At 54.9% G+C, this 21,295-nt stretch carries 24 protein-coding genes; all 24 read right to left on the minus strand.

The window, feature by feature from the left end; translation table 11 throughout:
- Window positions 1-121: 121 nt before the first annotated feature.
- The 24 genes from B9Z41_RS10025 to B9Z41_RS10135 all read right to left on the minus strand — a co-directional run bounded on the left by B9Z41_RS10025 (window position 122) and on the right by B9Z41_RS10135 (window position 21,293).
- Window positions 122-613 (minus strand): hypothetical protein, encoded by a 492-nt coding sequence (locus B9Z41_RS10025; RefSeq protein WP_100146937.1) that lies wholly within the window; start codon window positions 611-613, stop codon window positions 122-124.
- Window positions 610-1,074 carry a glycoside hydrolase family 73 protein gene (locus B9Z41_RS10030; RefSeq protein WP_100146938.1) on the minus strand — a complete coding sequence of 155 codons (465 nt, stop codon included), beginning with the start codon at window positions 1,072-1,074 and terminating at the stop codon, window positions 610-612. Before B9Z41_RS10030 ends, B9Z41_RS10025 begins: the two co-directional genes overlap by 4 nt.
- Window positions 1,071-1,454: a hypothetical protein gene (locus B9Z41_RS10035; RefSeq protein WP_199172974.1), complete on the minus strand. Its 384-nt coding sequence runs from the start codon at window positions 1,452-1,454 to the stop codon at window positions 1,071-1,073. Before B9Z41_RS10035 ends, B9Z41_RS10030 begins: the two co-directional genes overlap by 4 nt.
- Window positions 1,455-1,519: 65 nt before the next feature.
- Window positions 1,520-3,799, minus strand: a complete 2,280-nt coding sequence (locus B9Z41_RS10040; RefSeq protein WP_100146939.1) for a host specificity factor TipJ family phage tail protein — start codon at window positions 3,797-3,799, stop codon at window positions 1,520-1,522.
- The gene (locus B9Z41_RS10045) at window positions 3,772-4,215 is read right to left on the minus strand and encodes an NlpC/P60 family protein (RefSeq protein ID WP_100146940.1); all 444 of its coding nucleotides are present in this window, start codon (window positions 4,213-4,215) and stop codon (window positions 3,772-3,774) included. Before B9Z41_RS10045 ends, B9Z41_RS10040 begins: the two co-directional genes overlap by 28 nt.
- Window positions 4,216-4,225: 10 nt before the next feature.
- The gene (locus tag B9Z41_RS10050) at window positions 4,226-4,768 is read right to left on the minus strand and encodes a DUF1833 family protein (RefSeq protein ID WP_100146941.1); all 543 of its coding nucleotides are present in this window, start codon (window positions 4,766-4,768) and stop codon (window positions 4,226-4,228) included.
- Window positions 4,761-6,125, minus strand: a complete 1,365-nt coding sequence (locus B9Z41_RS10055) for a radical SAM protein (RefSeq protein ID WP_143474183.1) — start codon at window positions 6,123-6,125, stop codon at window positions 4,761-4,763. The genes B9Z41_RS10050 and B9Z41_RS10055 overlap by 8 nt, the downstream gene beginning before the upstream one ends.
- 180 nt (window positions 6,126-6,305) lie before the next feature.
- Window positions 6,306-6,980, minus strand: a complete 675-nt coding sequence (locus tag B9Z41_RS10060) for a hypothetical protein (RefSeq protein WP_158236166.1) — start codon at window positions 6,978-6,980, stop codon at window positions 6,306-6,308.
- Between the two features lie 19 nt (window positions 6,981-6,999).
- The gene (locus tag B9Z41_RS10065) at window positions 7,000-7,581 is read right to left on the minus strand and encodes a 2OG-Fe(II) oxygenase (RefSeq protein WP_100146943.1); all 582 of its coding nucleotides are present in this window, start codon (window positions 7,579-7,581) and stop codon (window positions 7,000-7,002) included.
- Window positions 7,578-8,165 carry a putative 2OG-Fe(II) oxygenase gene (locus B9Z41_RS10070; RefSeq protein WP_100146944.1) on the minus strand — a complete coding sequence of 196 codons (588 nt, stop codon included), beginning with the start codon at window positions 8,163-8,165 and terminating at the stop codon, window positions 7,578-7,580. The genes B9Z41_RS10065 and B9Z41_RS10070 overlap by 4 nt, the downstream gene beginning before the upstream one ends.
- Window positions 8,162-8,989, minus strand: coding sequence for a hypothetical protein (locus tag B9Z41_RS10075; protein WP_100146945.1), 828 nt, complete (start codon window positions 8,987-8,989; stop codon window positions 8,162-8,164). The genes B9Z41_RS10070 and B9Z41_RS10075 overlap by 4 nt, the downstream gene beginning before the upstream one ends.
- 9 nt (window positions 8,990-8,998) lie before the next feature.
- Window positions 8,999-9,559 (minus strand): hypothetical protein, encoded by a 561-nt coding sequence (locus tag B9Z41_RS16970; RefSeq protein WP_143474186.1) that lies wholly within the window; start codon window positions 9,557-9,559, stop codon window positions 8,999-9,001.
- A 12-nt stretch (window positions 9,560-9,571) separates the two neighbouring features.
- Entirely contained in the window at window positions 9,572-12,229 is a 2,658-nt protein-coding gene (locus B9Z41_RS16975) for a hypothetical protein (protein ID WP_143474187.1), read from the minus strand.
- A 13-nt stretch (window positions 12,230-12,242) separates the two neighbouring features.
- On the minus strand, window positions 12,243-12,722 hold the full coding sequence (locus tag B9Z41_RS10090; RefSeq protein WP_100146948.1) for a hypothetical protein: 480 nt from the start codon (window positions 12,720-12,722) through the stop codon (window positions 12,243-12,245).
- Window positions 12,719-15,340, minus strand: coding sequence for a phage tail tape measure C-terminal domain-containing protein (locus tag B9Z41_RS10095; protein WP_100146949.1), 2,622 nt, complete (start codon window positions 15,338-15,340; stop codon window positions 12,719-12,721). Before B9Z41_RS10095 ends, B9Z41_RS10090 begins: the two co-directional genes overlap by 4 nt.
- Window positions 15,333-15,578 carry a hypothetical protein gene (locus B9Z41_RS16980; protein ID WP_143474188.1) on the minus strand — a complete coding sequence of 82 codons (246 nt, stop codon included), beginning with the start codon at window positions 15,576-15,578 and terminating at the stop codon, window positions 15,333-15,335. Before B9Z41_RS16980 ends, B9Z41_RS10095 begins: the two co-directional genes overlap by 8 nt.
- Before the next feature lie 83 nt (window positions 15,579-15,661).
- On the minus strand, window positions 15,662-16,012 hold the full coding sequence (locus B9Z41_RS10100) for a hypothetical protein (protein WP_100146950.1): 351 nt from the start codon (window positions 16,010-16,012) through the stop codon (window positions 15,662-15,664).
- Between the two features lie 23 nt (window positions 16,013-16,035).
- Window positions 16,036-16,980 (minus strand): phage tail tube protein, encoded by a 945-nt coding sequence (locus tag B9Z41_RS10105; protein WP_100146951.1) that lies wholly within the window; start codon window positions 16,978-16,980, stop codon window positions 16,036-16,038.
- Window positions 16,981-17,005: 25 nt separating this feature from the next.
- Window positions 17,006-17,440, minus strand: a complete 435-nt coding sequence (locus B9Z41_RS10110; protein WP_100146952.1) for an acyl-CoA transferase — start codon at window positions 17,438-17,440, stop codon at window positions 17,006-17,008.
- 45 nt (window positions 17,441-17,485) lie between these two features.
- A complete protein-coding gene (locus B9Z41_RS10115; protein ID WP_233202629.1) occupies window positions 17,486-18,133 on the minus strand; it encodes a DUF6441 family protein in 648 nt (215 codons plus the stop codon).
- 2 nt (window positions 18,134-18,135) lie between these two features.
- On the minus strand, window positions 18,136-18,456 hold the full coding sequence (locus tag B9Z41_RS10120; protein ID WP_100146953.1) for a hypothetical protein: 321 nt from the start codon (window positions 18,454-18,456) through the stop codon (window positions 18,136-18,138).
- Window positions 18,457-18,467: 11 nt separating this feature from the next.
- Complete coding sequence (locus B9Z41_RS10125; RefSeq protein ID WP_100146954.1) at window positions 18,468-19,472, minus strand: major capsid protein; 1,005 nt, start codon at window positions 19,470-19,472, stop codon at window positions 18,468-18,470.
- Window positions 19,473-19,475: 3 nt separating this feature from the next.
- The gene (locus B9Z41_RS10130) at window positions 19,476-19,853 is read right to left on the minus strand and encodes a head decoration protein (RefSeq protein WP_100146955.1); all 378 of its coding nucleotides are present in this window, start codon (window positions 19,851-19,853) and stop codon (window positions 19,476-19,478) included.
- Between the two features lie 9 nt (window positions 19,854-19,862).
- Window positions 19,863-21,293 (minus strand): S49 family peptidase, encoded by a 1,431-nt coding sequence (locus B9Z41_RS10135; protein ID WP_100146956.1) that lies wholly within the window; start codon window positions 21,291-21,293, stop codon window positions 19,863-19,865.
- Window positions 21,294-21,295: the final 2 nt, after the last annotated feature.

Consider the following 21,295-nt stretch of genomic DNA (forward strand, 5'->3'; position numbering starts at 1 on the left):
TACGAACTTGGACATTGTTGTTTGTTGTGTTGGTTTAGTGGATTGAAGTGACGTCTAAGGTTTTCATCACAGAACTCAATCCCCGTTCCATGAGCCTGCGCGCCAGGCTCATGTTTAACTTTTAGCGGTCAAGAACCACTTGCCTTCGATACCAACGCTGGATTTCCAGCAACATAAGCGTAGTCTGCGCTGAATCACTGCTGAGCTGTTCACAGCTCACTATTGCCGAAACTCCTTCGGGAGTAAGTACAAAGTGGGAGCCGGTTGAAGCAACTCCTGCGGCATTACTGGAAACTGCGGACAAATCACTTGAGCTGATTTCGGTCCTGTTGAGCACCCGCCCAGATACAACAGCACGACTAGACAACATACTAGACTTCTTGCGATAGTCATCAGAGATCTCCTTAGATATTTGGTTTTGAACTTGAGCCACATCGGCAGCGTGTTGCTCTTGTTTTGCTTGTGCGATTTGCAGGGTTTGTTTCTCAGCATCCCACCGGCGCTGCAGACGGGATTGCCCCATCTGCAGGCCTAGTAAAAACGCCATGAGAAGCAACAGCCCATTGAGAAACAAGGACTTGTTCAATTCGAGTAACACACGAATCCAGCTCATACGCACTCCCCGTCCAGTGAAGCCAGGCTGTAGGTACCAATCAAACTAATGAGCTTGTCGGCATAGTCAGGGTCCGTGGCGTAGCCTGCATTGAGGAGCGCGCGCGCAAAGGTCTGCGCCGAGACACACAGGAAGCAGTCTTTGTAGCGAGGGTTACGCTTCAAGAATGCAGCATGGTCATCGACACTAGCTTGCCACGTCGGGTACTTGCGCCACTTGGCGGGCACGACGACCCACTGCCCTCGGATGAACTCCTTGGTGTCAAGCGTCACGGCCTCACCACGCCACAAACTGTCTGCCTTGATCCCGAACAGGTTATTGGCCGTCTTGGTCAGCCCTGATTCACCCCAGCCAGATTCCAGTGCAGCCTGACTCACGGTGATGCTGGCCGGTACACCCGAGGACTTGTGACAAGCCCGCGCGGCAGGCCCAATGAGAGCAATGAAGTCTTGTGGTTTCACAGCATCTCCCTCACGTCTTTGGCAACCTGGTCGATGGATGCATCTCGCCGCTGCTCAATGAAAGTAAAAAGCCAACGGACCATGGCCCATCCGGGCAAGCCGCATGCAAAGATCAAACCGCCCATGGCGCACAGGCCCACTGTTGAGAACGCCCAGTGGTGAAGCTGGAAATACTCGATCGTGGTTGCACCGCCTCCAATGCTGGAAACCACAGTACTGATCAATCCGACCGTCCATTCGCGCTTATCGCGAGGTGGCGTCATGAGCATGACAACGACTGCGGCAAGCGTCGCTCCACTGGCTGCGGCAGCAGCCGTTCCGCCAAAGGCTTTGTATGCAGCGGCGGCTCCTGCCACTCCGCTGCTCGTTGGTTCTGGCATTTGAAAACTCCCAAAAAAATACCCGCCTGAATCGCATCAAGGCGGGTTGTGAACAAATCGTTTGTTTATGTTTGATCAGCGGTATGGACTGCCGCGCTTTCTGCCACGCAGGTCACCTCCACCAAGTCAGCTCGAGGCTTGACGCTCATCACGCGCGCCATCTGGGCCCAGGTCTGCCCTACCCCAAATGCAAAATGCGTTCGCTCCTCACCGCCACCCGTTTGGATTGCAATGCTCGGCGCTTGCTGCAGCACTGCATGTCGCTCAGTCGCTCCACGCATCACACCAATCGGGTCAGTGACGGAACCATCCACGCGCCTCAAGGCGATGTAGTGATTCGCCCCTGTCTGCCAAGGCAACCGTTCAGAACAAACCAACACCTTTGATGCACCATCCCAAGACAAGGCCTCACCACTCACGCCCCAGTTGGGCATGTCATGGCTGATGGCCACCAAATCCCCGTAGGCCGGGATCAGCCCTTCAAGCTCTGTCCTAAAAGTGATGATCCGTCTGCGGTACCGATTCGCCGCTGCGATGTACTTCCCCTCGCGCATCGCTTGGAACTTGTCGGTACAACCAAAGAGCTTCAGGCGGGCAGGCTTTGACAGGGCCGAACCCGCAAGGGCTACTGTCACCTCATCAGGCTTCCAGCTCTTGGGATTGAAGTACTCCACCGTAACCGCATCCGCTGTCGCATCACCTGGCATCACGTACTGAATCTTCAAACTGCTGCGCACGATGTTTCGGGTGGAGAACAAGGCCACAGGGATGGTCTTGGGTTCATCTCGAACAATGCGCACAATGCCGCCTTGCAGGAACGGAACTGCACGTCCAGCTCTGGCAATCTGCCCCATGGCGTCCCAAACCGTTAGGTTCTGGTCAAACACGCCATTGAACGTATCACCACGCGCAGACCACACGCCGTCGAGTCGACCGAGTGCATTCAAGTCAATCTTTGCATCAGGCAACCCTGCCCCGTAGCTCGAGCGCGCTGCATCTGCAAATGCCCAAGCAATCGAGCGAGTAGCTTGAGGTGAACTCCATCCTGTGGTTTTTGACCAAACAGGGAGCTTTCGTGTGACCAAGCAGTTCACCAAACGAGATGACCGTTGCGACAAGTTGTCCGTCGCACGCATGCGTAAAGCCAGCAAGGTCAAATCAGGCGGCAAAGTTGGATTGACCAGGTAGCCCTTGGCCTGTCCCCAGCGAAGCTCATGCCCAGCACGAGTACTGGCGTCTTTGGTGTCTAGCCTTTGAACACGCACCTCGTAGCGCCCGGCGCCCACTCCGTATTTATAAGTTCTGCGCTGAGCTGTGTTGGTGGCCGCCGAGTAAGACTCATCTGCAAGGTGAAGCCATCCGGAAGTGGCATCCCCATCGTCATTGATGGCTCTTGCCTCAACCCGCCATTGAACGGTTCGACTATCCAGCGTTCCACCATCAGTCGCGTAGTACAAGCCACGCATCATCACAACGTCAATGCCAATCTGATTAACTTGGGTCCCCGCAGGGTTGAGCGCAAAGGGGCCAATGATGCTGCCGCCCGTATCAGCGACAGCAATCAATTCCTGCCCCGTCACCTCAGCCGCTGTCACCACATCGTTGTTGAACAAGGTGTTTTGACCACCCGGCTCAATGACTTGGGCTTGCACTTCTTCGAACGAAGAAATGGGACTGTCATCAATCGACAGCTCTTCAAACTGGAAGTGTCCAATGCCGATCACATGAAGCTGGTGTAGGTACTCCTCGTTGTCGACGTACTCCGTATAGGGCATCGCTGCCAAATCTGGATAAATCAGATGCTGCCCATACACAACAGGAATCGGCTGAGACAGTCGCCCATAGTTGCCACGCGCCTGCAGTGAGTAAGTTGGACTTGGTGAAGATGAGCTGGCTGTGGCATTGGGCAGGCTCTGATTGGGTAACGGCACCAAGGCATTCACGATGATGGAACCTGTCACAGCAATTGCGGTTGATGCCACCGAAGTCGCTACTGCGCCTGAATATCCGAACGATGCGGCCAGCTCAGCGCCATAGGCGTTGGCCACGACCAATACGGCAATCATCAGAACCGTTTGCAACGGGTTCTTACCCCCGCCTCCACCGCCTTGCGGGAGCGACACCAGTGCGATGACATCTCCAGCCTCAATGAGGGTCACGCAGCGTTCAGCCATCAGCACAGGCTTACCGTTCTTGAGCACCAGCGTTGGTTGCTCAAAAACGATCTGCTCTTGGTTCATCCATTGGCTGATGGTTGGATTGCCCTGAACGTGATGGACATCACGCTCATGGGGATCGAATGGGTTTCGAAGCCAAACTACGACACCGTCATTGCTGCTTGACATGGTTCACCTCGAAACGCATAAAACCCCTCGACACGCCAACCATGACGGTCAAGCGCCCACAAGTCCTGGAACACCACACCCACGCCTTGCGCGCAATGCAGCACGCCACCACCATCGATGTCTAGCCAAACACCGACATGCACCGGATATCTGGACTGACGCATCAGAACGGCATCCCCATGTTTTGGCGTTGGAACGCGCTGCCATCGTTTTCGCTCAGGGTGCTCGTTGAATGTCCTGAGCACAACCCGCAAATCCAGCGCATCCACAGAGATGAGCGGAAGCTCACGTCTGAAGTGACTTCTCTGCACCCATAAAAAAAGGCCCCAGCAGTCAAATGACTCGGGGCCTCGCGCGCCTGCTATCCATAGGCGACCGATGTATCGGTGCGCCCAGTAGCCGTCTGTTGGTTTCATGAATTACCCATCACCGGGCAAGTCCCGGAAACTCTGTCGAGGTGTAGAGCCGACCCGGAAATGCTTTGTTTCCGATATCGACCATTCGCGCTCTTGCAGTCACACGCATCACATCCGCCTCCACCTCAGTCAGCACCAGCGTGATGGGAGGATCCATCTGAGGCCCCTCCATATCGTTTGACAAGTACGGTCGATAAGTGACTTCGATAGAAGCTTCTGACTCGGACGCAGCATCAAGGTGTTTGACGATCTCGCGGGAGACGTTGTCCAAGGTCAGCACGACCTCAGGAACCGGTGCAATGTCCACAGGTGGCAAATCCAAATCAAACCCCATGGCCACAAACCTCACTGTTTGGCTGGGGTTCAACGGTGCCGAGGCTTCGAGGCGCGCAAAGAGGTCTTGTTGGTCTCGCACCACTCGGATGGCTGTCGTCACGCCCGACTCATTTTTAAAGTCAGGGTGACGCAGCTCCAAGGTATGCAGGATCACCACATCCGATGGCGCACTGGCATACGCCTCTCTTATGGCATCGGATAGGGAAGCATCAGGCATGAGATACACCAATAGGAATGACACGTCGCTCTGGCACACCTTGACTTGCCTCCACAGACAAACCAAAGATGTCAGAACGACTCTCAGGCAAATCGCCTTCAATGCGATAGACAGAACACCCTGTCAGATGTTCAAAGGCAGCGACAAAAAATGACACATGATCCGAGTAGGCGTTATCACATGCGGCTTCCCACAAAGGCCCCTCCAAAAACATACAAGCACCCTTGCACGCCTGAAGAACGGGGCAATTCACGCACTCTTGGCGATGACTCCAGTGGGTCGAAGTTTTAACCGCCACAGAACTCAAGTCAGACAGATGACCCGCCTTGTGTGATTCCCCATTCGGAGCCATAGAGACCGCACTCACGTTTTGGCAAGTCAGCACATTGCCATGGAGATCAACGGCCAAGTTGTCTGCGTTGTCCATCCCGCATTTCTGCCCTAAAACCGATGCAGGCTGTCGCTCCAAAATACTCTTCACCCAATCTCGCATGCGGGCTCTTGCGACATCAAGAGAAACGATTCGCCCACGTCGAATTTCATCTAGTGACTGGCGACGAAATGCAAATGCCTGGTCGTCAGATTGCAACGAGTTGGCCAGACCACCTGCGTCATACGGATCCACGAATGCCCCCTCACCAATCACAAGAGTTGGATCTCCTGTGAGTTTGAGGAAGAACTGAGCGATCGCCTCTCGGCTGGTGTTGGTCCGGTGCACCATGGCATTGAACGAAATGCGCCGCTGCGGAGCCAAACGCTCATACAGATCCAAGATCCCGGCTTTGGCTTGTGCGTCCTCCAGCGGATCAGGTCCACGTGCTGATTGCCCGGGACCGTCGTGACTTATCCCCACACCAAACCCCATCTCATCAAGCCACGCATTGATTTCGGGGGTGAGAAGCGTGCCGTTGGTCACCATGCCAAATGAAGCATTTGGAAACTTAGCGCGCAAGTGCTCAGCCAAAGGTTTGAGCGTCTTGATGTACACCAGCGGCTCGCCACCCCAAAACTCAATCCGTTGCGGAGATTCACTCAAATTCGCCTCAAGCAAGGCCATGAATGCAGGCACATCATCCTTGGTCGTTTCCTCGGCATGGGGCACAAACCTTTGACTGCAATAGTCACAGGCATAGTTGCAAGAAAGACCAAGCTGAATTTTTAAGACAGCTGGCGATGACTTAGCGCCGGGCGAAGATTGGCTAATCGCCTCAATAGCTCCAACGCTCCAACTTTTATCCACATATGGCAATGGCCATGGCGAACCGTCCGAGTCAAGCAGTTCACTTGTTTGGTTGTCGTAGCTGAGTGAAACATCCTGCCCACGACGATCGTGCGCTTTCAACTGAAATCGGGCCATTACAAGTTCTCCTTTACTGTCGAATGCTCTAAATCTTGAAATGCTTCTGGACAGACCGCACGACAAACCTCTTGCGCGCTTTGAAATGGCAACTTAGCCAAGTGGTACTCACGACGAGAGCGCACACGCTCACCGTCCATGACTTCAACAATCAGCAGGACTTCTTCCTCACTGATTTCTTCAACTGATGCTCGTAGCATTTATGTAACCTTCACTTTTAGACAAATTGCAATAAAGCTCACAGTAGTTGTGAGATGCGACGCGCAGGGTGACAACAAGCAGCGTTCGTGTGCCCTGCGCATTAAATGGATTACTCTCGTGCCAAACCCTTGAGGGGTGGATGACCACTAGGCCCGGATAGGTTTCGATGTGGCGCAGCTTTTCCCAAAATGGAAACCCCGCCATGGGGCGGGGATCTTGAAGAATGAGCTCACCGTCACCAACGGTCCAATCGCGTTCTATAGGTGAGCGCCTGTCATGGCCACAATCCAAATAGAGACACAACACATGGTCACAGGTATGGTGATAGTGAGGCTGCGCGCGCATACCCTGTTGGTAATGAACAGGTATGCACCTAGCTTCAATCAAAAGTTCTTCAGCGTTTCTGAGCCCGTGTGCTTGGGCGAGATAGCTTCGATAAAGCTTATCTACCCATTGACGAAACTGAATCCACACCGAGGGAGCCAGCGCCTCATGGATTGAGTGAAACAAGTTCAACTGAACCCTTAGCTTCACGCCCACATCAGGCAAAGAATGCTCCGGTGGATTGGCTTTGTGGTTTTTGAAACGCTCGACAGCAAAGACCCTGAGTTGCTCAATCTGTGAGTCAGACCACGGAGCTTTATCGGTCAACACAGGCGTTGGCCAAAGGTTCTCAATCATTGCCCACCTCGCAAGCAAACGCCACCGCAATGCGCAGAGCATTGCAATACCGAGACATGGGTCGCACCGAATGTGGTTTTGTCCCATCAATGCAAACCAATCGATTTGGCTTAACCATTGCTGCAGCCTCGATTTCGCCGTCTTGGTCTAAAACGATCAAATCTCCACCCCAATCCGGATCCCATTTCTCAACGGGATACCAAATCACAGATCTCGCCTGTCCCGCAAACTCCTGTGGAAAGTCACGATGCAATGAGGCTTCGTCTCCAAACGATTGCACATTGACCCACACGCGGGTGAGTGAGACGCCTTTGAAAAATTCAGCCTGCACAAGGCGCGCCACATCAGCCAATGGGCTAGCCTCACGCAAAAACGCCTCAAACGTCAGGTCATGTCGCCATGCCCCAGCGTCATAGTGGTGCTTGTAGGTACCGGGAAGAACAAAGTTTCGGTGCCAAAAAACTCCCGAAGAACCCGAGTGCGCCTTCCATCCATAAACAAGGGGTTGCCCTAGCAGCCAGCTTCTGGTTTGGCTGACAAGCTTTGCATCGATGAAGTCATCCAAGATGTTCATTGAACGACTCCCGAATTTGTCGACACCTTGAATTCAAAGTGGATTTCCACTGAGGGTCGCTCTCCGTTGTAGGGGTGAGAGTGATGCGCCAAATAGCTTGGAAAGACCAAAAGCATGCCAGGCTTGGGGTGGATGATTTCTGAACGCCACCCCTCCCAAGGCAACTTGCGGCTTCCGTACGCACCGCTTGGATTTACAAGAACAAATGCTCCGGAATAGTTTTGGCGCTCAGGGTCTGGGCGCGCATCCGTATCCAACCAATAGACAGCCGAGAGATCTGTGTCTTCAACATGAAGTGGGATGAATTGACCTTTATAGGTAATCACCTCTCGGGCTGTAGCCTGATCAATAGAACACGCATAGTTATCCACAATCACTTTGCGAACAAGCTCGTCAAGCCCTTTGAATTTCCCATCCCCTAGTTGAGATAAGAGGCTTTGGCGATTTTGGCGTGACCAAGGCTGACCGTTGGGATTCAACGTTGCGTGCACGGCTAGCGCATGTAAATGCATCTGAGCCATCTGCTCTTGCGCAAATTGATGAATGCCTTGGTAGATTCGACAAGCAAAAATGTCACGTGTCATGTGATGTTCACCTCTAAATCTGCAGCCCCAAGGAAAAACTTGAAACCCGCCTTGATCCGAGCTTTGTCACCCGGCTGCAGTCCTAGCGCCATGAACTTAGCTGTCGCAGTTCCGTTTACCGTTCTCACGCGTGACTTGGGCAAATACCCGTTCACAGCTTCGAGATAAATCTCTGCGTCCTTTTCAAGCGGAGCTCCATCAGCGTCAACGATCTGTAGCTCGAATTCCACGCTTTCATTTGCCGGACATTCAGACGCTCCCGAGATACTCACATCAGGCATCACGATCAACTCGCGGACATAAGACGATGCGGAATATGACGTTCGAATGATGTCGGCCTCTTCCAAGCCGTAAATCTCACAGTCACCACGATCAACATCTGGACTGATGTTGGCGGTGATGACACAGTCATCAAATTGACTATCGGCAAATGGGACCGCAAGGCCAACCGAGAAGTTATTGCGATAGGTCGTCAACGAAAACTCAGGCGCAGACATGCGAGTCGGCAGTGTGACGGTGTACAGCGGAATTGGACGACTCCAGTCACGCTGATCCCATCGATATGTCAAGTGCCACGCCTGACGGTCTGACCAAGCTCGGTTTGCTTTGAGCTCAGAAAATGAAAGGACCGAATCGGCAAGGAGTCGATATTCCTTGCCCTTGTTGATAAACGTTTCTCCTTCGAAACGGCTGTTGCTTGGCCACTGCTGGCTTGCCAAGCCCATCTCAAACGTGATCGTTTCAGCCACCTTATCCACATAGATGCGGATGACATGATCAGGAACCGAGGCCATTGTTTGGGGGCGTGTGATGTATGCCTTCATGCGTCCCCCTTAGCAACAACCGCAGCAGTTGCAATTACAGTTGCAGTTGCAATTTGTGCGGCAGTTAAAGGCCCCGCAATTGCAATTGCGGTACCAACGGTGGTATTCAGAACCACCGATTTCATTAGCCGCTTCGTAGTAGCCGTCGTAGTTGTAGCTAACTGGCACTGCATTAAAAGATTGGGTCGTGCCACCTGCCCCGTCATAGCTACCCCAATTGGCACAGTTGGTTGTAGGAACGCCACTCACACCCCATGTCCACCAATTGCCATTGGGTGGATTCCAGTTTCCATTGCTTGCGCAATTTCCATTGGGCAAATAGCCGTTGCAGTTGGCCGCCCTATCGTCGTAATACTGGCTTGAACGGTTCATCTCTCCGATGTCTTGTCCATCCGCCATCTTGTAGCCCGTGTTGCGGGCATCATCGCTGGTCACACTACTCTTGATGAGTGCACCATTGCTCATCGTGACGGTACCGGTCATCGTGCCGCCCGTCTTATCCAACTTACCGTTGAGCTCTGCTTGCAAAGCATCATCCAGCCCCGCTTTGGGGATGCGTGTAATTGCCATGAAATCTCCTGATCAGATGTAGCGCACCACAATCCGCGCGTTGGCGGGAGGTGCAGAAGTAAATCGAAGTGTTGCCCCTGAATTCACAAGGACATAGGCTTCAAGCGAGTCTTGAACTACGTAATTGATGGTGACCATCAACTTATGGACACTAGATGCTGCGGTCGTTAAAACAAAGTCAGTGGCAGAGCCATTGGCCATGAAAACTTGAGGCGCAACGTTTGAGCCTCCTGCTGCAGCCGCGTACCCTTGCGCCTGATTCATGTAGCTCTGCGATTGCGTCGCAGAGTTAGCAGAAGCTGTAGCCGAGGATGCAGACTGACTTGCGCTTGTCGCAGAGGCACCTGCAGATGCAGCTGCCGCCGCAGACTGTTGCGTTGCAGTTGCTGCGTTTGCAGCAATGGATTGCGCGTAATACTTGGCCGAATACTCCGTCGCACCAGATACAGGCCCGGAAGTTTTGTTCGCCCACTCCTCAGCCGCCGCTGCACCAGATTGCGCCTCCTTATCGAGATAACGAACGCTGATGCCAACACCATTGGCAGGAGCTGACGAAAACCTCAGCGTTGTCGTTGCAGGCGTTGTGTAGGAATCAAGCGGCGCTTGTGGAACCCCTGCCACCGTCACCATCAAAGCGCCGGGATAACCGACTGGTCGGCTCAGCGCGAAATCTGTCTTGACCCCGTCTCCCGTAAAAATATCAGCTGGAATCACAGTGTTGGCCGTTACTGCTGCTGCAGAACCTGCCGCTTGCGACGCCCAATACTTTGCAGAGTATCCGGTGCCGTCTACCGTTGCAGACGTTTTCTCTGCCCAATCTGCGGCACGAACGGCCTGCGCCTGAGCAGCCGTTAAAGCCGTTGACGCATTACCCGCACTGCTCGAAGCAGCATTGGCAGAGCTTGCAGCCGCAGTCGCACTTGCTTGTGCATCAGTCGCTTTTACTCCTGCCGTGCTGGCAGAAGTAGAAGCAGCCGTCGCGGATGCAGTGGCGTTGGTTGCACTACTCGCGGCATTCGTAGCAGATGCGGCTGCAGCAGTTGCACTGGTTTGCGCATCAGCGGCTTTGGTAGAAGCTGTGGTAGCCGAGCCCGCCGCCGCACTCGCCGAACTTGCAGCCCCTGTTGCTGAGGTCGATGCAGCGGTGGCTTGCGTTGACGCCACCCCCGCAGAAGCTGCCGCATTGGTGGCTGATGTCGTTGCATCTGTTGCTTTCGTACCCGCTATGGTGGCCGATGCAGATGCGGCGGTCGCGCTCGTCGCTGCATCGCTTGCTTTTGTTGTAGCTGTGCTGGCAGCTCCTGATGCGGAGGTTGCAGAAGCGGCAGCGTTTGTTGCGCTACTCGCCGCATTGGTAGCTGATGTCGCTGCCGAATTCGCACTCGTTTGCGCTTCACCTGCTTTAGTCGAAGCCGTAGTGGCCGAACTTGCAGCAGCGCTCGCCGAAGTGGTCGCCGATGTCGCAGAGCTCGAAGCACCAGTAGCTTGCGTTGTTGCCACCACAGCAGATGCTGCCGCATTCGTCGCAGAGGTCGCCGCGTCCGTTGCTTTAGAACCCGCCGTGGTAACTGAACCAGCTGCTGCCGTTGCACTGTTTGCAGCATCACTTGCTTTTTGTGTCGCAGTTGCCGCAGCCGTGCTGATTGACTGTGCGTAGTATTTGGCGGAGTAATCACTCCCCGAAACAGGGGCTGTGGTTTTAGTCGCCCAATCCTGAGCCGATGTGGCACTTGAACCGGCCTGACTTGCGGAACTTGCCGCTGCAGTCGCACTCGCTGCTGAGTCAGTAGCCTTTGTACTTGCGGTAGTTGCGGAAGCAGCCGCCGCCGTGGCACTTGCAGCTGAAGCTGTTGCAGAGCTCGCCGCTTCACTCGCTTTGGTTGAAGCAGTTGCAGCAGAAGTTGCTGAATTACTTGCTGATACGCCTGCCGCATCTGCTTTCGAAGATGCGGTTGTTGCGCTGGCTACAGATGCAGAAGCACTCGAGGCTGCACCACTGGCAGATGTAGCCGCAGCACTGGCGCTAGCTGCTGCTGCTTGGGCTTGGTACTTTGCTGAGTACTCGCTACCTTGAACTGGCCCATTCGTCTTGCTGGCCCAATCCATTGAGGACGCAGCGCCCGTTTGACTCTCTTTGTCGAGAATGCGGGCCGTGATCTCAACGCCATTGACGGGTGGAGAACTGAAACGCACAGTGGTCGAGTTTGCCAAGGCGTAGGACACGAACGGAGTTTGTAAAACTCCAGCCACTGTGATTTGAAGCGCACCAGGATGGCCGACCGGGTAGTCAAGCGTGAAATCCGTCAACGCCCCAGTTCCAGTCCACGTTTTGGTTGGAATCACCGTCGCGCTGGTTGCCTTGTTCGCTTCATCAATGACGCGCGTCAAAGTGACACTTGCATCAGCCGCTTTCGTTGAAGCAAGCGTTGCACTTTGAGCGGCGTTGCTCGCCTGATTGGTGGCAACCGTGACTTGTTGCGTTAGCTCAGTTCTTGAAGCTGCCAAGTCATCCTGAACACCTTTGATCGCTTTGGCCACCGTCTTGACCGGACCACCCTCTGTCACGACATCTGTATGGTCATTGCCATGGACGATCGAATGCAGAATCGTTGCGTCAGCAGTTGCCTTATCAACCACTGCTTCAATTTGTTGCTGTAGGTTTAAGGCCATGAAAAGCTTTCAATCACCAGTTCTCGGTGGGCAAGTGTTGATTTACCAAAATGTCAAAGTTGTCAGCTGATCGCTGCAAGTCTTCAAGTTCGCTGTCAAGCAAGATGCCAAGTGCACCCTGCGTCAAAGTCGGGCGATTTCTAATCTCAAACTCCCCCGTCACTTCCCACTGGTTTTTTCGAACCAACTTGGCTTGATAGGCTTTGGTAAATCTGGCCTGGTGCGTTGCCATTCCAATGCCGCCCAACAGTTCAATGTCAAACCATTCCGCCCCCTCCTTAGCTTCGTGTTTGAACCAAGCTTCAAAGATGGCGTAGGTCAGTGGTCTCAAATTCCAGCGAACAGCCACCTTGGCAGGGGTTTGTGTAAATCGACGCCGCGCACGCGCAGCGCCTGACTCCATGTCCGTTCGAATCACACCCTCACTTGGGGATATCTGATACCCATCGACTGTTGGAAGCGGGATCTTGTCCGGCCAAACTAAATTAGTCATCGCATTGCTCCTGCGGCGGGGTTGAGTCCATAGCGACGCTCAAGCGTTGGCGCAATACCCGTGCCCTGACCAATCGATCGGGACATGCGGGCTTCAATTTGCTCAACGATGATGTCTAGACGCATGGAGCCATCTGCCTGTTGTGAGGACTGCACGCGTGCATCCACGCCAGAAGCGTTGTTGATCACGTTCACGGCCACACGCACTTGGGGTTGGTTCTTCGTTGAGAGCGCACCACCCAGCGCACGCATCTGACCGGGCGTGAACACAGCCTCACCTGGCTGGGCAATGATGGGCACCTCCCCATCGACCAAACCACCTGTGTGATACCGGGTAGCACCTGCGAAGTTGTGAAGCCCAACAGAGCGGGAAGCCAAACTGTCCGAACCAATCAAGCCACCCGTGTGTGCCACTGCAACCAAGGGATTCATAAGGTCTGTCGCACCGATTGGAACGATGCTGCCCCCGGGTGCAGGTGTTGGTGATGAGCCCAAACCTCCCAACCATCCAGCCAATGGCAAAGTGACCATGCGCTGGATCTGAATGCGCACCAGGTCAGCAATGATGGAGTTGGCCAAGCTGCTGAAGTCAAGCTTGCCCGTGGTCACAAATTGAACCAGCGCATCTTCCATGCCTTTAAAAGCAGTAGTCACCGCCCGCTCAGCTTGCTTGGCAGCGTTGGTGGAATCCTCCACATAGCTACGAACAGATGAGCGCATGCCGTAATCAAAGCTGCGTTGATACTCTACATTGGCACGGGCCAAATCCACAATCACAGGCAACTGGCGCGACAGCGCGTGGTTGATGAGCTCGATGGCCTCAGCCTTCAGACCCGGGTCCGTGATTTGATCCGCTTGCTTACGGGCAGCGTAGGCAGCTTTTTCCAAATCGAAGCGTACTTGCATGCCAGCGCGTTCGATCTCGCCCACATCCAGCATCTGACGCTTGAGCATCAGCTCCTCTTGCTTGAGTCGGTTGTTGCCGATGTAGCCCTCGGTGATCTGGTAAACCTTTTGGATCTCTTTCTCGTACTCATCGAACTTTTTGTCTGAGACCTTTTGCTTCTCCATGGCCTCAATGACTTGGATGTACTTCTCAGCCTCAGCCCGAACGCCCGCGTAGCCCTTCTTCTCTAAGTCCAGCGCCTTGGCTCTGAGCTCGGCAGCTTCACCACCCGTCACACGCAGTGAGCGCTGCTCGAGTTGTTTTAAGAACTGCAGGCCTTCGTTGTTCTTATCAAAGCCCGAGAGGTCCATCCCAGTGGGAGCCTTTCTGGGCATCTTTGGCAAGAACTCGTCATAGATCTTTTGAACCTGTGCGGCTTGCTCAGCCGTATCAAGTACAAACTTCTGCCCCATCACCCGAACAGTTCGACGTTGCTCGTCGAAGAACTTCTCAATGGAGTTCACATAGCCGGGGTTGTCATTAATGCGTGCCAGGCGCTCATTGGCCGATTCGACAAACTTGTCACGGGCACTTTGCAGCTTGGCAATCTCTGCATCAATCTGCTGTTCGTTGTAGCCCATGGACTTCATCGAGCGCAGCATGTCGCTCTTCATCCAAGTCTCTACGTCCTTGCTCACCACCGACAAACTGTCGAATGGTTGAGAGATCACCCGCTTAGCCAACACCGCCGATTCAGCAATGAAGCCAAGCCCCTTGGCAACGTCTTCAAGGTAGTTGAGGACTTGCTGACGGTTGTTACTGATGGCAATGAGCTCACTGCTAAAACCGCCAGTCTCCGTCTTAGCAATGAAGATATGCTCAGTCAGGTCAGCCAAGATTGGAATGAAGGCCGAGCCAATTTGGCGCTGTACACCTTCGTTGACTGCGTGCAGTCGCTTGAGGTTGTCGTTGAACTCTTCAGAGGCTCGGGCAGCATCTGCCGACATCACTAAACCCAAACGCTTGGCTTCTTCCATCATGGCCGTGATGCCCTCACGCCCTTGGTTGAGCATCGGGATCATGTCCAGACCGTTCTTGCCAAAAAGCTTCACAGCCAATGCCGCCTTCTCGGCGCTGTCAGGCATGGCCGAGAACTTGTCGGCCAGATCGAGCAAGACTTCTTCAGTTGGGCGAATCTGGTTGTGCGCATCCACAGCAGAGATGCCAAACGCGCGCAACGCTGCGCTGCCCTCGCCACCTTTGACTTTCGCGTCAAACATGGCGGTAGACAAGAACTTCAAAGCCTTGGTCAAACTCTCCGTGCTCACGTCCGACAGCTCGGACGCATACAGCAGTGCAGACAAAGCTTCCACGGACACAGCCGTTTTTTGGGACAACTTGTTGAGTTCTTCGCCCACCTCAGCCACGGGCACGATCAGCTGGTGCATGCCGTAGCCTGCGGCTGCGATGGATGCTCCAGCGATTAAACCTGCGGGCCCGAGTTTGCCCAGCACGGTACCGAGCATGCCAAGACGCGACGTTGCATCCTCCATTTGGGCGAATGCATCGTTCGCTGCTTTGGAGACGATCTGCAAACCCGCCGATGCGGGGTGGGAAGCTGATTCAATGCGCTTGAGAGATTTCTCCCCGGCTTCACCCACATCAGACAACTCAGCCTTGACCTTGCCGCCATCCACCACCGAGAGTCGAATTGCGAGATTGCGTTCAGCCATGTCCGTTACCTGTTGTTGATACGTTGCTTGAAGAATTCATGGCTGCCGTCACTCCTGCCTCAATTGCAGGAAATATGTGCGACATCGCACAGACATCCGCATCCAAAACCTCACTGGCTTGTTTCCATGCGTTGAAGTCCAAGCCAATGACTGTGTTTTGAGCCATGCGAAGCTGAGCCGCGCAGACCTCAAGCACCGACAGCGCCTGCCAACCTTCTTCGGTCTGAGGCGCGTTCAATCGGTAGGGACACTCATGGCACGTTGTTTCACACGCTTCGCAGTAGGTGGGCCCGCCACCGAAGTGCCATTCGGTGCGAGCCTTCAGACGTTTTTTTCTGCATCCAGCAAATAAAGCGCCGCCAGATACTCACGCTCGAAAGCGTCGGCCACAGGCCACAGCTCCATCAAGGCTTCAATGCCCTCTGGGGTCACTGGTGTGGCCTTGCCCTTTTCGTCACCCACACCTTCCCAAGCCAGCACTGCTAACTTGGCAAGTTCGGTGATCAAAGTCGCGGTGCGTTGGCCTGCTGCTGCATGGTCTTTGCCATCGATGACAGATGCCGCATGGCGCGCAGCCATGACCAGTGCAGTGGTGGCGGGTTTGACCTTGACGCGTACGCCATGGTTCAAGTCGAGCCAATACGGCTCACGTTTTAAGTTCAGTTTGAGCATGGGGATGAATCTCTTGGAGTGGCTCAATAGCTGGCCACATCGTTGTGAAGAATGACCGTGAACATCCGACCTGCGGCAGTGTTCTTGGCGGCTTGCCAGTTGAAGGTGGCCTGAATGCCACCAGGCCCAGAGATGGAGAGCTTGGGCTTTGGCAGATACACCTCATGCGCGATGAAGGTCAAACTCTTCGTGGCATCAATGACGTAGCTGAACGTCAACTCCAGCGGCGCGTTGTTGGTCGCCGCATCGATGAGGTCTGTGTCAGCAAACCGAACCTCAAGGTTTCCGGTCAGACTGGCAACCGTTGGATCAGCTCCTTCGATTTTTCCGTCAGAGCGGATGGTCTCGATGCGGGCTAGGTTGTTTGAAAAGGTGAGCTGCGCTGCCACCACGTTGCCAAGCGCCTGTCCGTTCTTTTTGATCGAACCTTGGAACTGGTTAAAGCGGGTGATGCCCAGCGCCTGTGGCGTTGCATCCACTGACACCAGTTGCTTGACCTCCCCTTGCGCGATTAACCCCAGGGTCGCATCCGCTGCGCCTGAGCGCGCGAACTTGACCTGAACGGAGTTGACCATCACACCCGAAGACTCAAAGTACGCGGGGATATCAGGCAAGCCCGTCTCAAGCGCGAGGCTTGGCAAAACAGGCTGCCCCGACCCAAAGGTGTGCTGATGATCCACATCGCCTGTAGAAACAGGAGCGCCTAACAATGCCTTGAGCCACAAGCCAAAGTTGCGCAAGTCGATTGGGACCACCATGTCACCCTCGACCTTGATCACATCCCGAATGGGAGCACTTGGGTCTCGCCCCAGTCCAATCAGGTCATTGGCAATGAGGCCTTGTTCAGACCCCAATGAGGTGGACACAAAGGGAAGCTTCCAGTACTCGGTCGTGCCGCTGGGGTGCGTACCGTAGGAAGGTTCGAATGCAGCCAGCAAGCTGGCATTTGCGCCATAGGCACGGGCCATAGTTTTTCTCCAGTTTCAAAAAGATTCAAGCCAGCGGATCGCTGCTTGCGTAATGCATCACCACATCCAAGGTGCAGGCCTTGATACCCACAGCACCATCGGGTGCGACTTCTTCGAACTTCGGGGGATGAATTTCGATAAACTCCACAACGCCACCCAAAGTTCGGTCTGCCCTGACAAGGGACGAGAACTGCTTAAGCAACGCATCCATGCGCGCGTCTCGCTCCGCGCCATCCGGGTGACTCACGTACACCTCCAGATTGGCCGAGTGCTCCCACTGATAGGTCAGTGGCGAGAGCATCACTTCGACTTCGTTCATGTCACCATCACGCAGCACCACCATGGAGTGCTCTGTCATGCGCTCGGGCAGCGCGCTGTTGCGCTTAGGGGGATTGCCACCAAGGGGCAACTGCCCCAACAACTGAAACAAAGCACCGACGGCCTCTTCACGCTTAGACATAAAAAAATAGGCCCATGGCCTGCTCCGGTAAATCAACCCCTGCCCTCATTCATCGGGCCAGTTGGAGATGACGTTTTGTATGAGCTGGGATTCCCAGCGTTGAACGGCTGAATTGATGTCGAACTTCTTCTTGAGCTGAGCCTGCGGCACCAGCAAGAAAATCGGCACACTCACCAGCCCCTTACCGGACTGCTGCGCAGAAGCAGAAGCGGTTGTGAAACCACCCCGCTTGCCTGCTCTTGCACGTTGGTTGTCCGCCACCAAGAGTGACGGCTTACCTGATCGGTAAACGAATCGAAGTCTCTGGCCACGCATGCGCTCCCAAAGCCCCGGTGTGATGCGCTTGCCGCGTGGGCCTGTTCCTGCAGCGGGCAATGGAATGGAGAGCCAAAACCCGTTCTTCGAACGAATCAGTGCTCCCTCGTCATGAGCCGCCACAACCACAGGTGCTCGGCTGTAGACCAAACCTGCAGCTCCCAGACTCTCACGCCCCTTGGGATAGACCTCACCGCGCCAAGTATTGGCAAGACGTGCGCCAAGACCAGCACCTGTGATCTGACTGCGCAGTTCACCTTTCAGGCCCTCGGTGGCATCACGCACACCTGTGGTCACCGCATGTCTGGCCGCCTTGAGTTCAGCAGCCATCAGCTCTTGCAGATTGCCACTGAGCGCAGCAATAAGTCTTGAAGACACGCTCAATCCTCCGGCCAAATAGACGCACTCACCGTCCAGACGAGCCGCTCACGGTCAATGAGCGGCGCCCCATTAAGGACATAGCGCGTCCCACCCAACACCAATCGGTCCCCTTCTCTTGGCTGTTTGACCTCGAATGCCATCAACTCAAAACGCTGGGTATCAACCACCAGATGGGTTTGACCGAAGTTTTGAACCGCATCGGGCGCTTTGGCGATCACCCGCACATCGAGATAGGCCCCCGCTTGTGTGATGTACACAGCGGGAGCCCCCAAGCGAAGAAACAACCGAGAGATGAGCTGAACGAAAGGATCTCGACTCATCAACTAAGCCCTCAGCTGGCTAAGACTTTGACCAACAGGCTGGGACGATGGCACATGGGCAACGGGTTGCTCTGCGTGTGCAAGTCCGTACCGCGACCGAAGTCACGCGGCTCTTGCTTGGCATACAGCGGCTGGCCCAATGTGTTGACCGTCTCATTGAAGTCGGCGGGTGCGAAGTACGTGGCAAAGGTATCGAGCGTGCCCTCAGGGAATGCTTGGCCCTCGCCGGGTTCAATGAAGCGGCGCAGATTGCCCGACATGTCAGTCGCCTGGCCCAAGTACTCTTCAAAGGTCACACCTGCAAAGGTGAAACCAGAGCGTTGGTCTGTGCGCAACATGGCGCTCTCTTGGGTGAGCTGATACGCACGGATCACATTGGGGTGGCTGGTGAGCGCATCGAAGAAGTCCGAAGACACCAGCACACGCACATTGGTCATGTACTCGCCTTTGAGGTTGAGCTCAAAGTAGCGTTTCAAGTCCAGACACTTTTTCTTGACGTCTGTGTCTTTTTTGTTGAGTTCGAAATTGAACACGGCAGGCGTGATCTGAAACTCTTCAAACAGGTCGTACAGCAAGGACCCATCCGCATCCAAGATCACGCCTTTGAGGGCACCCATGCGCAAGTGCTCCAAAGTGATCGCGTGCTTGTTGCGCATGGACTGCAAGTGATCGGTCATCACATTGGCCACAGTCTCGGTGTCTGTCTCAGAACCAAAAGCGCGCAGGCCTTGAATTTCCTCGGGCAACACCACATCGTCGTGTGGGATGTGAGGAATCATGAACGAGCGCAACTTGCGACGGCTGCGCTGGCCCACCGTACCGGGGGCACCCACAGGCAATGTGGGCAGGAGGTTCAACACGCCATCACGCTCTTCAATGGCAATCTGGCGAAAACGCACAGGCTTGGCAGGCATGAGGTTGATCTGTTCAATCTTGCCAAATTGATTGGGCAGGATGTTGATCGCGGCGGTCAGTGCGGTCATTGAGAACGCGGGGGACTGGAAAGGATTGTTCATTGCTTAGACTCCTTGACGAACGAGAATGCCCAGAGCTTCGAGCTGCGCAGTGGCAGTCGCTTTTTCTTCGGCGGTGATGGCAGCGGGCCACACGAGTGCGTGGTGCGCGACGATGGACTGACGGGTCACTGCGATGCCGCTGGACTTGTCGTTTGTGGTGGCATCCACGGACTGCAACAAAACAGCCGTGGCGATTTGCGTGCCATCGGTGGCAGCGGGGTCGAGTGCTTTGACCTTGCCGTTGGCATCAACGCGTCCGAGGACCGTGCCGATGCGCAAGTTCTGGCCTGCAGCGACTGTGACTTGGTCGCGGGAATAGAGGGACTCTTCCTCATACTTGAGCAAGTCGCCCAAGGTCAACTCATTGGTGAGAACCGACATTTAAAACTCCTAGTTGGATTTGTAAGAAGGACGATTGGCCGCGAGTTTTTGGGCACGCTGCTGTGCAGCGATTACCACAGGGCTTTGCTCAGGCTTGGTCGTCGTTTGGGTACCGGCTTGCGGCAAGATGTGAGAGCTGATCTCGGGGCTGTCTGAAGCCTTGGCGGCCAGCAACTCATTGCGAACTTGCTCAACACTCAAGCCACGCTCCAGCGCAGACAACGTCATGTCTGACTTACCAGCCAACAAACACATCTCGGCAACGGCCAGCACGTTGGCACTGGCTTTACGGATGTCATGACTGGCTGCAGATGCTGCGGCAACAGCGGGCTTAACCTCAGGGGTATCTTGCGTTGACTCACCAGCGCCAGCAGGTAACTCAACCTCTTGATGTGGGGCCTGAGGCTCTTGGGGATTTGCATCCCCAGGAGCCACAACGGTGGATGTGACGGGAACAGCTTCTGTCGAAGCGGTAGATGCAGGCGGCGATGTTTGCGACATCAATTTCTCCTTAGAAAGAACTGGATCGGGAAGTGAGACTTCCATCTCGCGCCCCGATCCAAACGATCGCGCGATGGCAGATTTGCGTTGTTGAACTTCCATAGCCAGCGCGCGCAAGGCGTCGTCTGCCGTGCCAATGGCATCAGCAAACCCAGCCTCAATGGCGTCACCCGCGTAGAAGAGTCCCGCTTGCGTGTCTCGGACGGCTTGCGCACCCAAACCTCGGTTGGTTGCGACCGTCGAGACAAACATTTCGTAAAGCCGATCGACTTCCGTTTGCAGTGCCGTGGACGCTTCGTTGGAGAGAGGCAGATGTGGGGAGAGGTCGTTTTTGCGGTCACCTGCGTAGATGGCCGTGTATCGGTAGCCATCGAGCGCATCGCGCTGCGTCTGGTCCACGTGCAGTGCAATCACGCCGATGGAGCCCACACCACCTGTGCGCGTCAGATAGATGCGCTCCGCACTGCACGCAATCGCGTACGCAGCAGAGAACGCATCGTCATTGGCCACCGCCCAGATGGGCTTGGTACTTCGTGCAATCACGATTTCGTCGGCCAAGTCGAACGCCCCGCCCGCCTCACCGCCAGGCGAGTCAATATCAAGCAGAACAGCGTCCACATTGGGATCGGTGATAGCCGCATTGATTTGCGCGCTAATGGAGGCATAGCTCGTTAAGCCTGATGCAGCGTCCATGGCACCCGTGCGTCTCACCAGCGTCCCTAAGATGCTGATGACTGCGATGTTGGGGACTTGAAGGTCTGTGCGCATCACACGCTCAGGCGGAGAGATTTGCGCTAGCTGCGCTGAGGTTTCTGGAACGACCATGCCCATTCGTGCCCCCACCACCGAGAGGATGACCTCAAGCTTGCGGGGATGAATGAGCAAAGGCGTGCCAAAAACCCGCGAAGCCAGATACGGCATCGTCGGAAGATTTGTCATAA

Origin of the sequence: Limnohabitans sp. JirII-31, assembly GCF_002778315.1 — a bacterium.
Classification (GTDB): Bacteria; Pseudomonadota; Gammaproteobacteria; order Burkholderiales; family Burkholderiaceae_C; genus Limnohabitans.

What these genes read in the sequence shown, in the direction of transcription:
- B9Z41_RS10095 (WP_100146949.1), bottom strand. Translation starts at nt 15,340, where the DNA reads ATGGCTGAACGCAATCTCGCAATTCGACTCTCGGTGGTGGATGGCGGC.
- B9Z41_RS10075 (WP_100146945.1), bottom strand. Translation starts at nt 8,989, where the DNA reads ATGAAGGCATACATCACACGCCCCCAAACAATGGCCTCGGTTCCTGAT.
- B9Z41_RS10065 (WP_100146943.1), bottom strand. Translation starts at nt 7,581, where the DNA reads ATGAACATCTTGGATGACTTCATCGATGCAAAGCTTGTCAGCCAAACC.
- B9Z41_RS10105 (WP_100146951.1), bottom strand. Translation starts at nt 16,980, where the DNA reads ATGGCCCGTGCCTATGGCGCAAATGCCAGCTTGCTGGCTGCATTCGAA.
- B9Z41_RS10035 (WP_199172974.1), bottom strand. Translation starts at nt 1,454, where the DNA reads ATGCCAGAACCAACGAGCAGCGGAGTGGCAGGAGCCGCCGCTGCATAC.
- B9Z41_RS10125 (WP_100146954.1), bottom strand. Translation starts at nt 19,472, where the DNA reads ATGAACAATCCTTTCCAGTCCCCCGCGTTCTCAATGACCGCACTGACC.
- B9Z41_RS16970 (WP_143474186.1), bottom strand. Translation starts at nt 9,559, where the DNA reads ATGGCAATTACACGCATCCCCAAAGCGGGGCTGGATGATGCTTTGCAA.
- B9Z41_RS16975 (WP_143474187.1), bottom strand. Translation starts at nt 12,229, where the DNA reads ATGGCCTTAAACCTACAGCAACAAATTGAAGCAGTGGTTGATAAGGCA.
- B9Z41_RS10045 (WP_100146940.1), bottom strand. Translation starts at nt 4,215, where the DNA reads ATGAAACCAACAGACGGCTACTGGGCGCACCGATACATCGGTCGCCTA.
- B9Z41_RS10050 (WP_100146941.1), bottom strand. Translation starts at nt 4,768, where the DNA reads ATGCCTGATGCTTCCCTATCCGATGCCATAAGAGAGGCGTATGCCAGT.
- B9Z41_RS10090 (WP_100146948.1), bottom strand. Translation starts at nt 12,722, where the DNA reads ATGACTAATTTAGTTTGGCCGGACAAGATCCCGCTTCCAACAGTCGAT.
- B9Z41_RS10135 (WP_100146956.1), bottom strand. Translation starts at nt 21,293, where the DNA reads ATGACAAATCTTCCGACGATGCCGTATCTGGCTTCGCGGGTTTTTGGC.
- B9Z41_RS10110 (WP_100146952.1), bottom strand. Translation starts at nt 17,440, where the DNA reads ATGTCTAAGCGTGAAGAGGCCGTCGGTGCTTTGTTTCAGTTGTTGGGG.
- B9Z41_RS10055 (WP_143474183.1), bottom strand. Translation starts at nt 6,125, where the DNA reads ATGGCCCGATTTCAGTTGAAAGCGCACGATCGTCGTGGGCAGGATGTT.
- B9Z41_RS10070 (WP_100146944.1), bottom strand. Translation starts at nt 8,165, where the DNA reads ATGACACGTGACATTTTTGCTTGTCGAATCTACCAAGGCATTCATCAA.
- B9Z41_RS10100 (WP_100146950.1), bottom strand. Translation starts at nt 16,012, where the DNA reads ATGCTCAAACTGAACTTAAAACGTGAGCCGTATTGGCTCGACTTGAAC.
- B9Z41_RS10130 (WP_100146955.1), bottom strand. Translation starts at nt 19,853, where the DNA reads ATGTCGGTTCTCACCAATGAGTTGACCTTGGGCGACTTGCTCAAGTAT.
- B9Z41_RS10040 (WP_100146939.1), bottom strand. Translation starts at nt 3,799, where the DNA reads ATGTCAAGCAGCAATGACGGTGTCGTAGTTTGGCTTCGAAACCCATTC.
- B9Z41_RS10025 (WP_100146937.1), bottom strand. Translation starts at nt 613, where the DNA reads ATGAGCTGGATTCGTGTGTTACTCGAATTGAACAAGTCCTTGTTTCTC.
- B9Z41_RS10120 (WP_100146953.1), bottom strand. Translation starts at nt 18,456, where the DNA reads ATGAGTCGAGATCCTTTCGTTCAGCTCATCTCTCGGTTGTTTCTTCGC.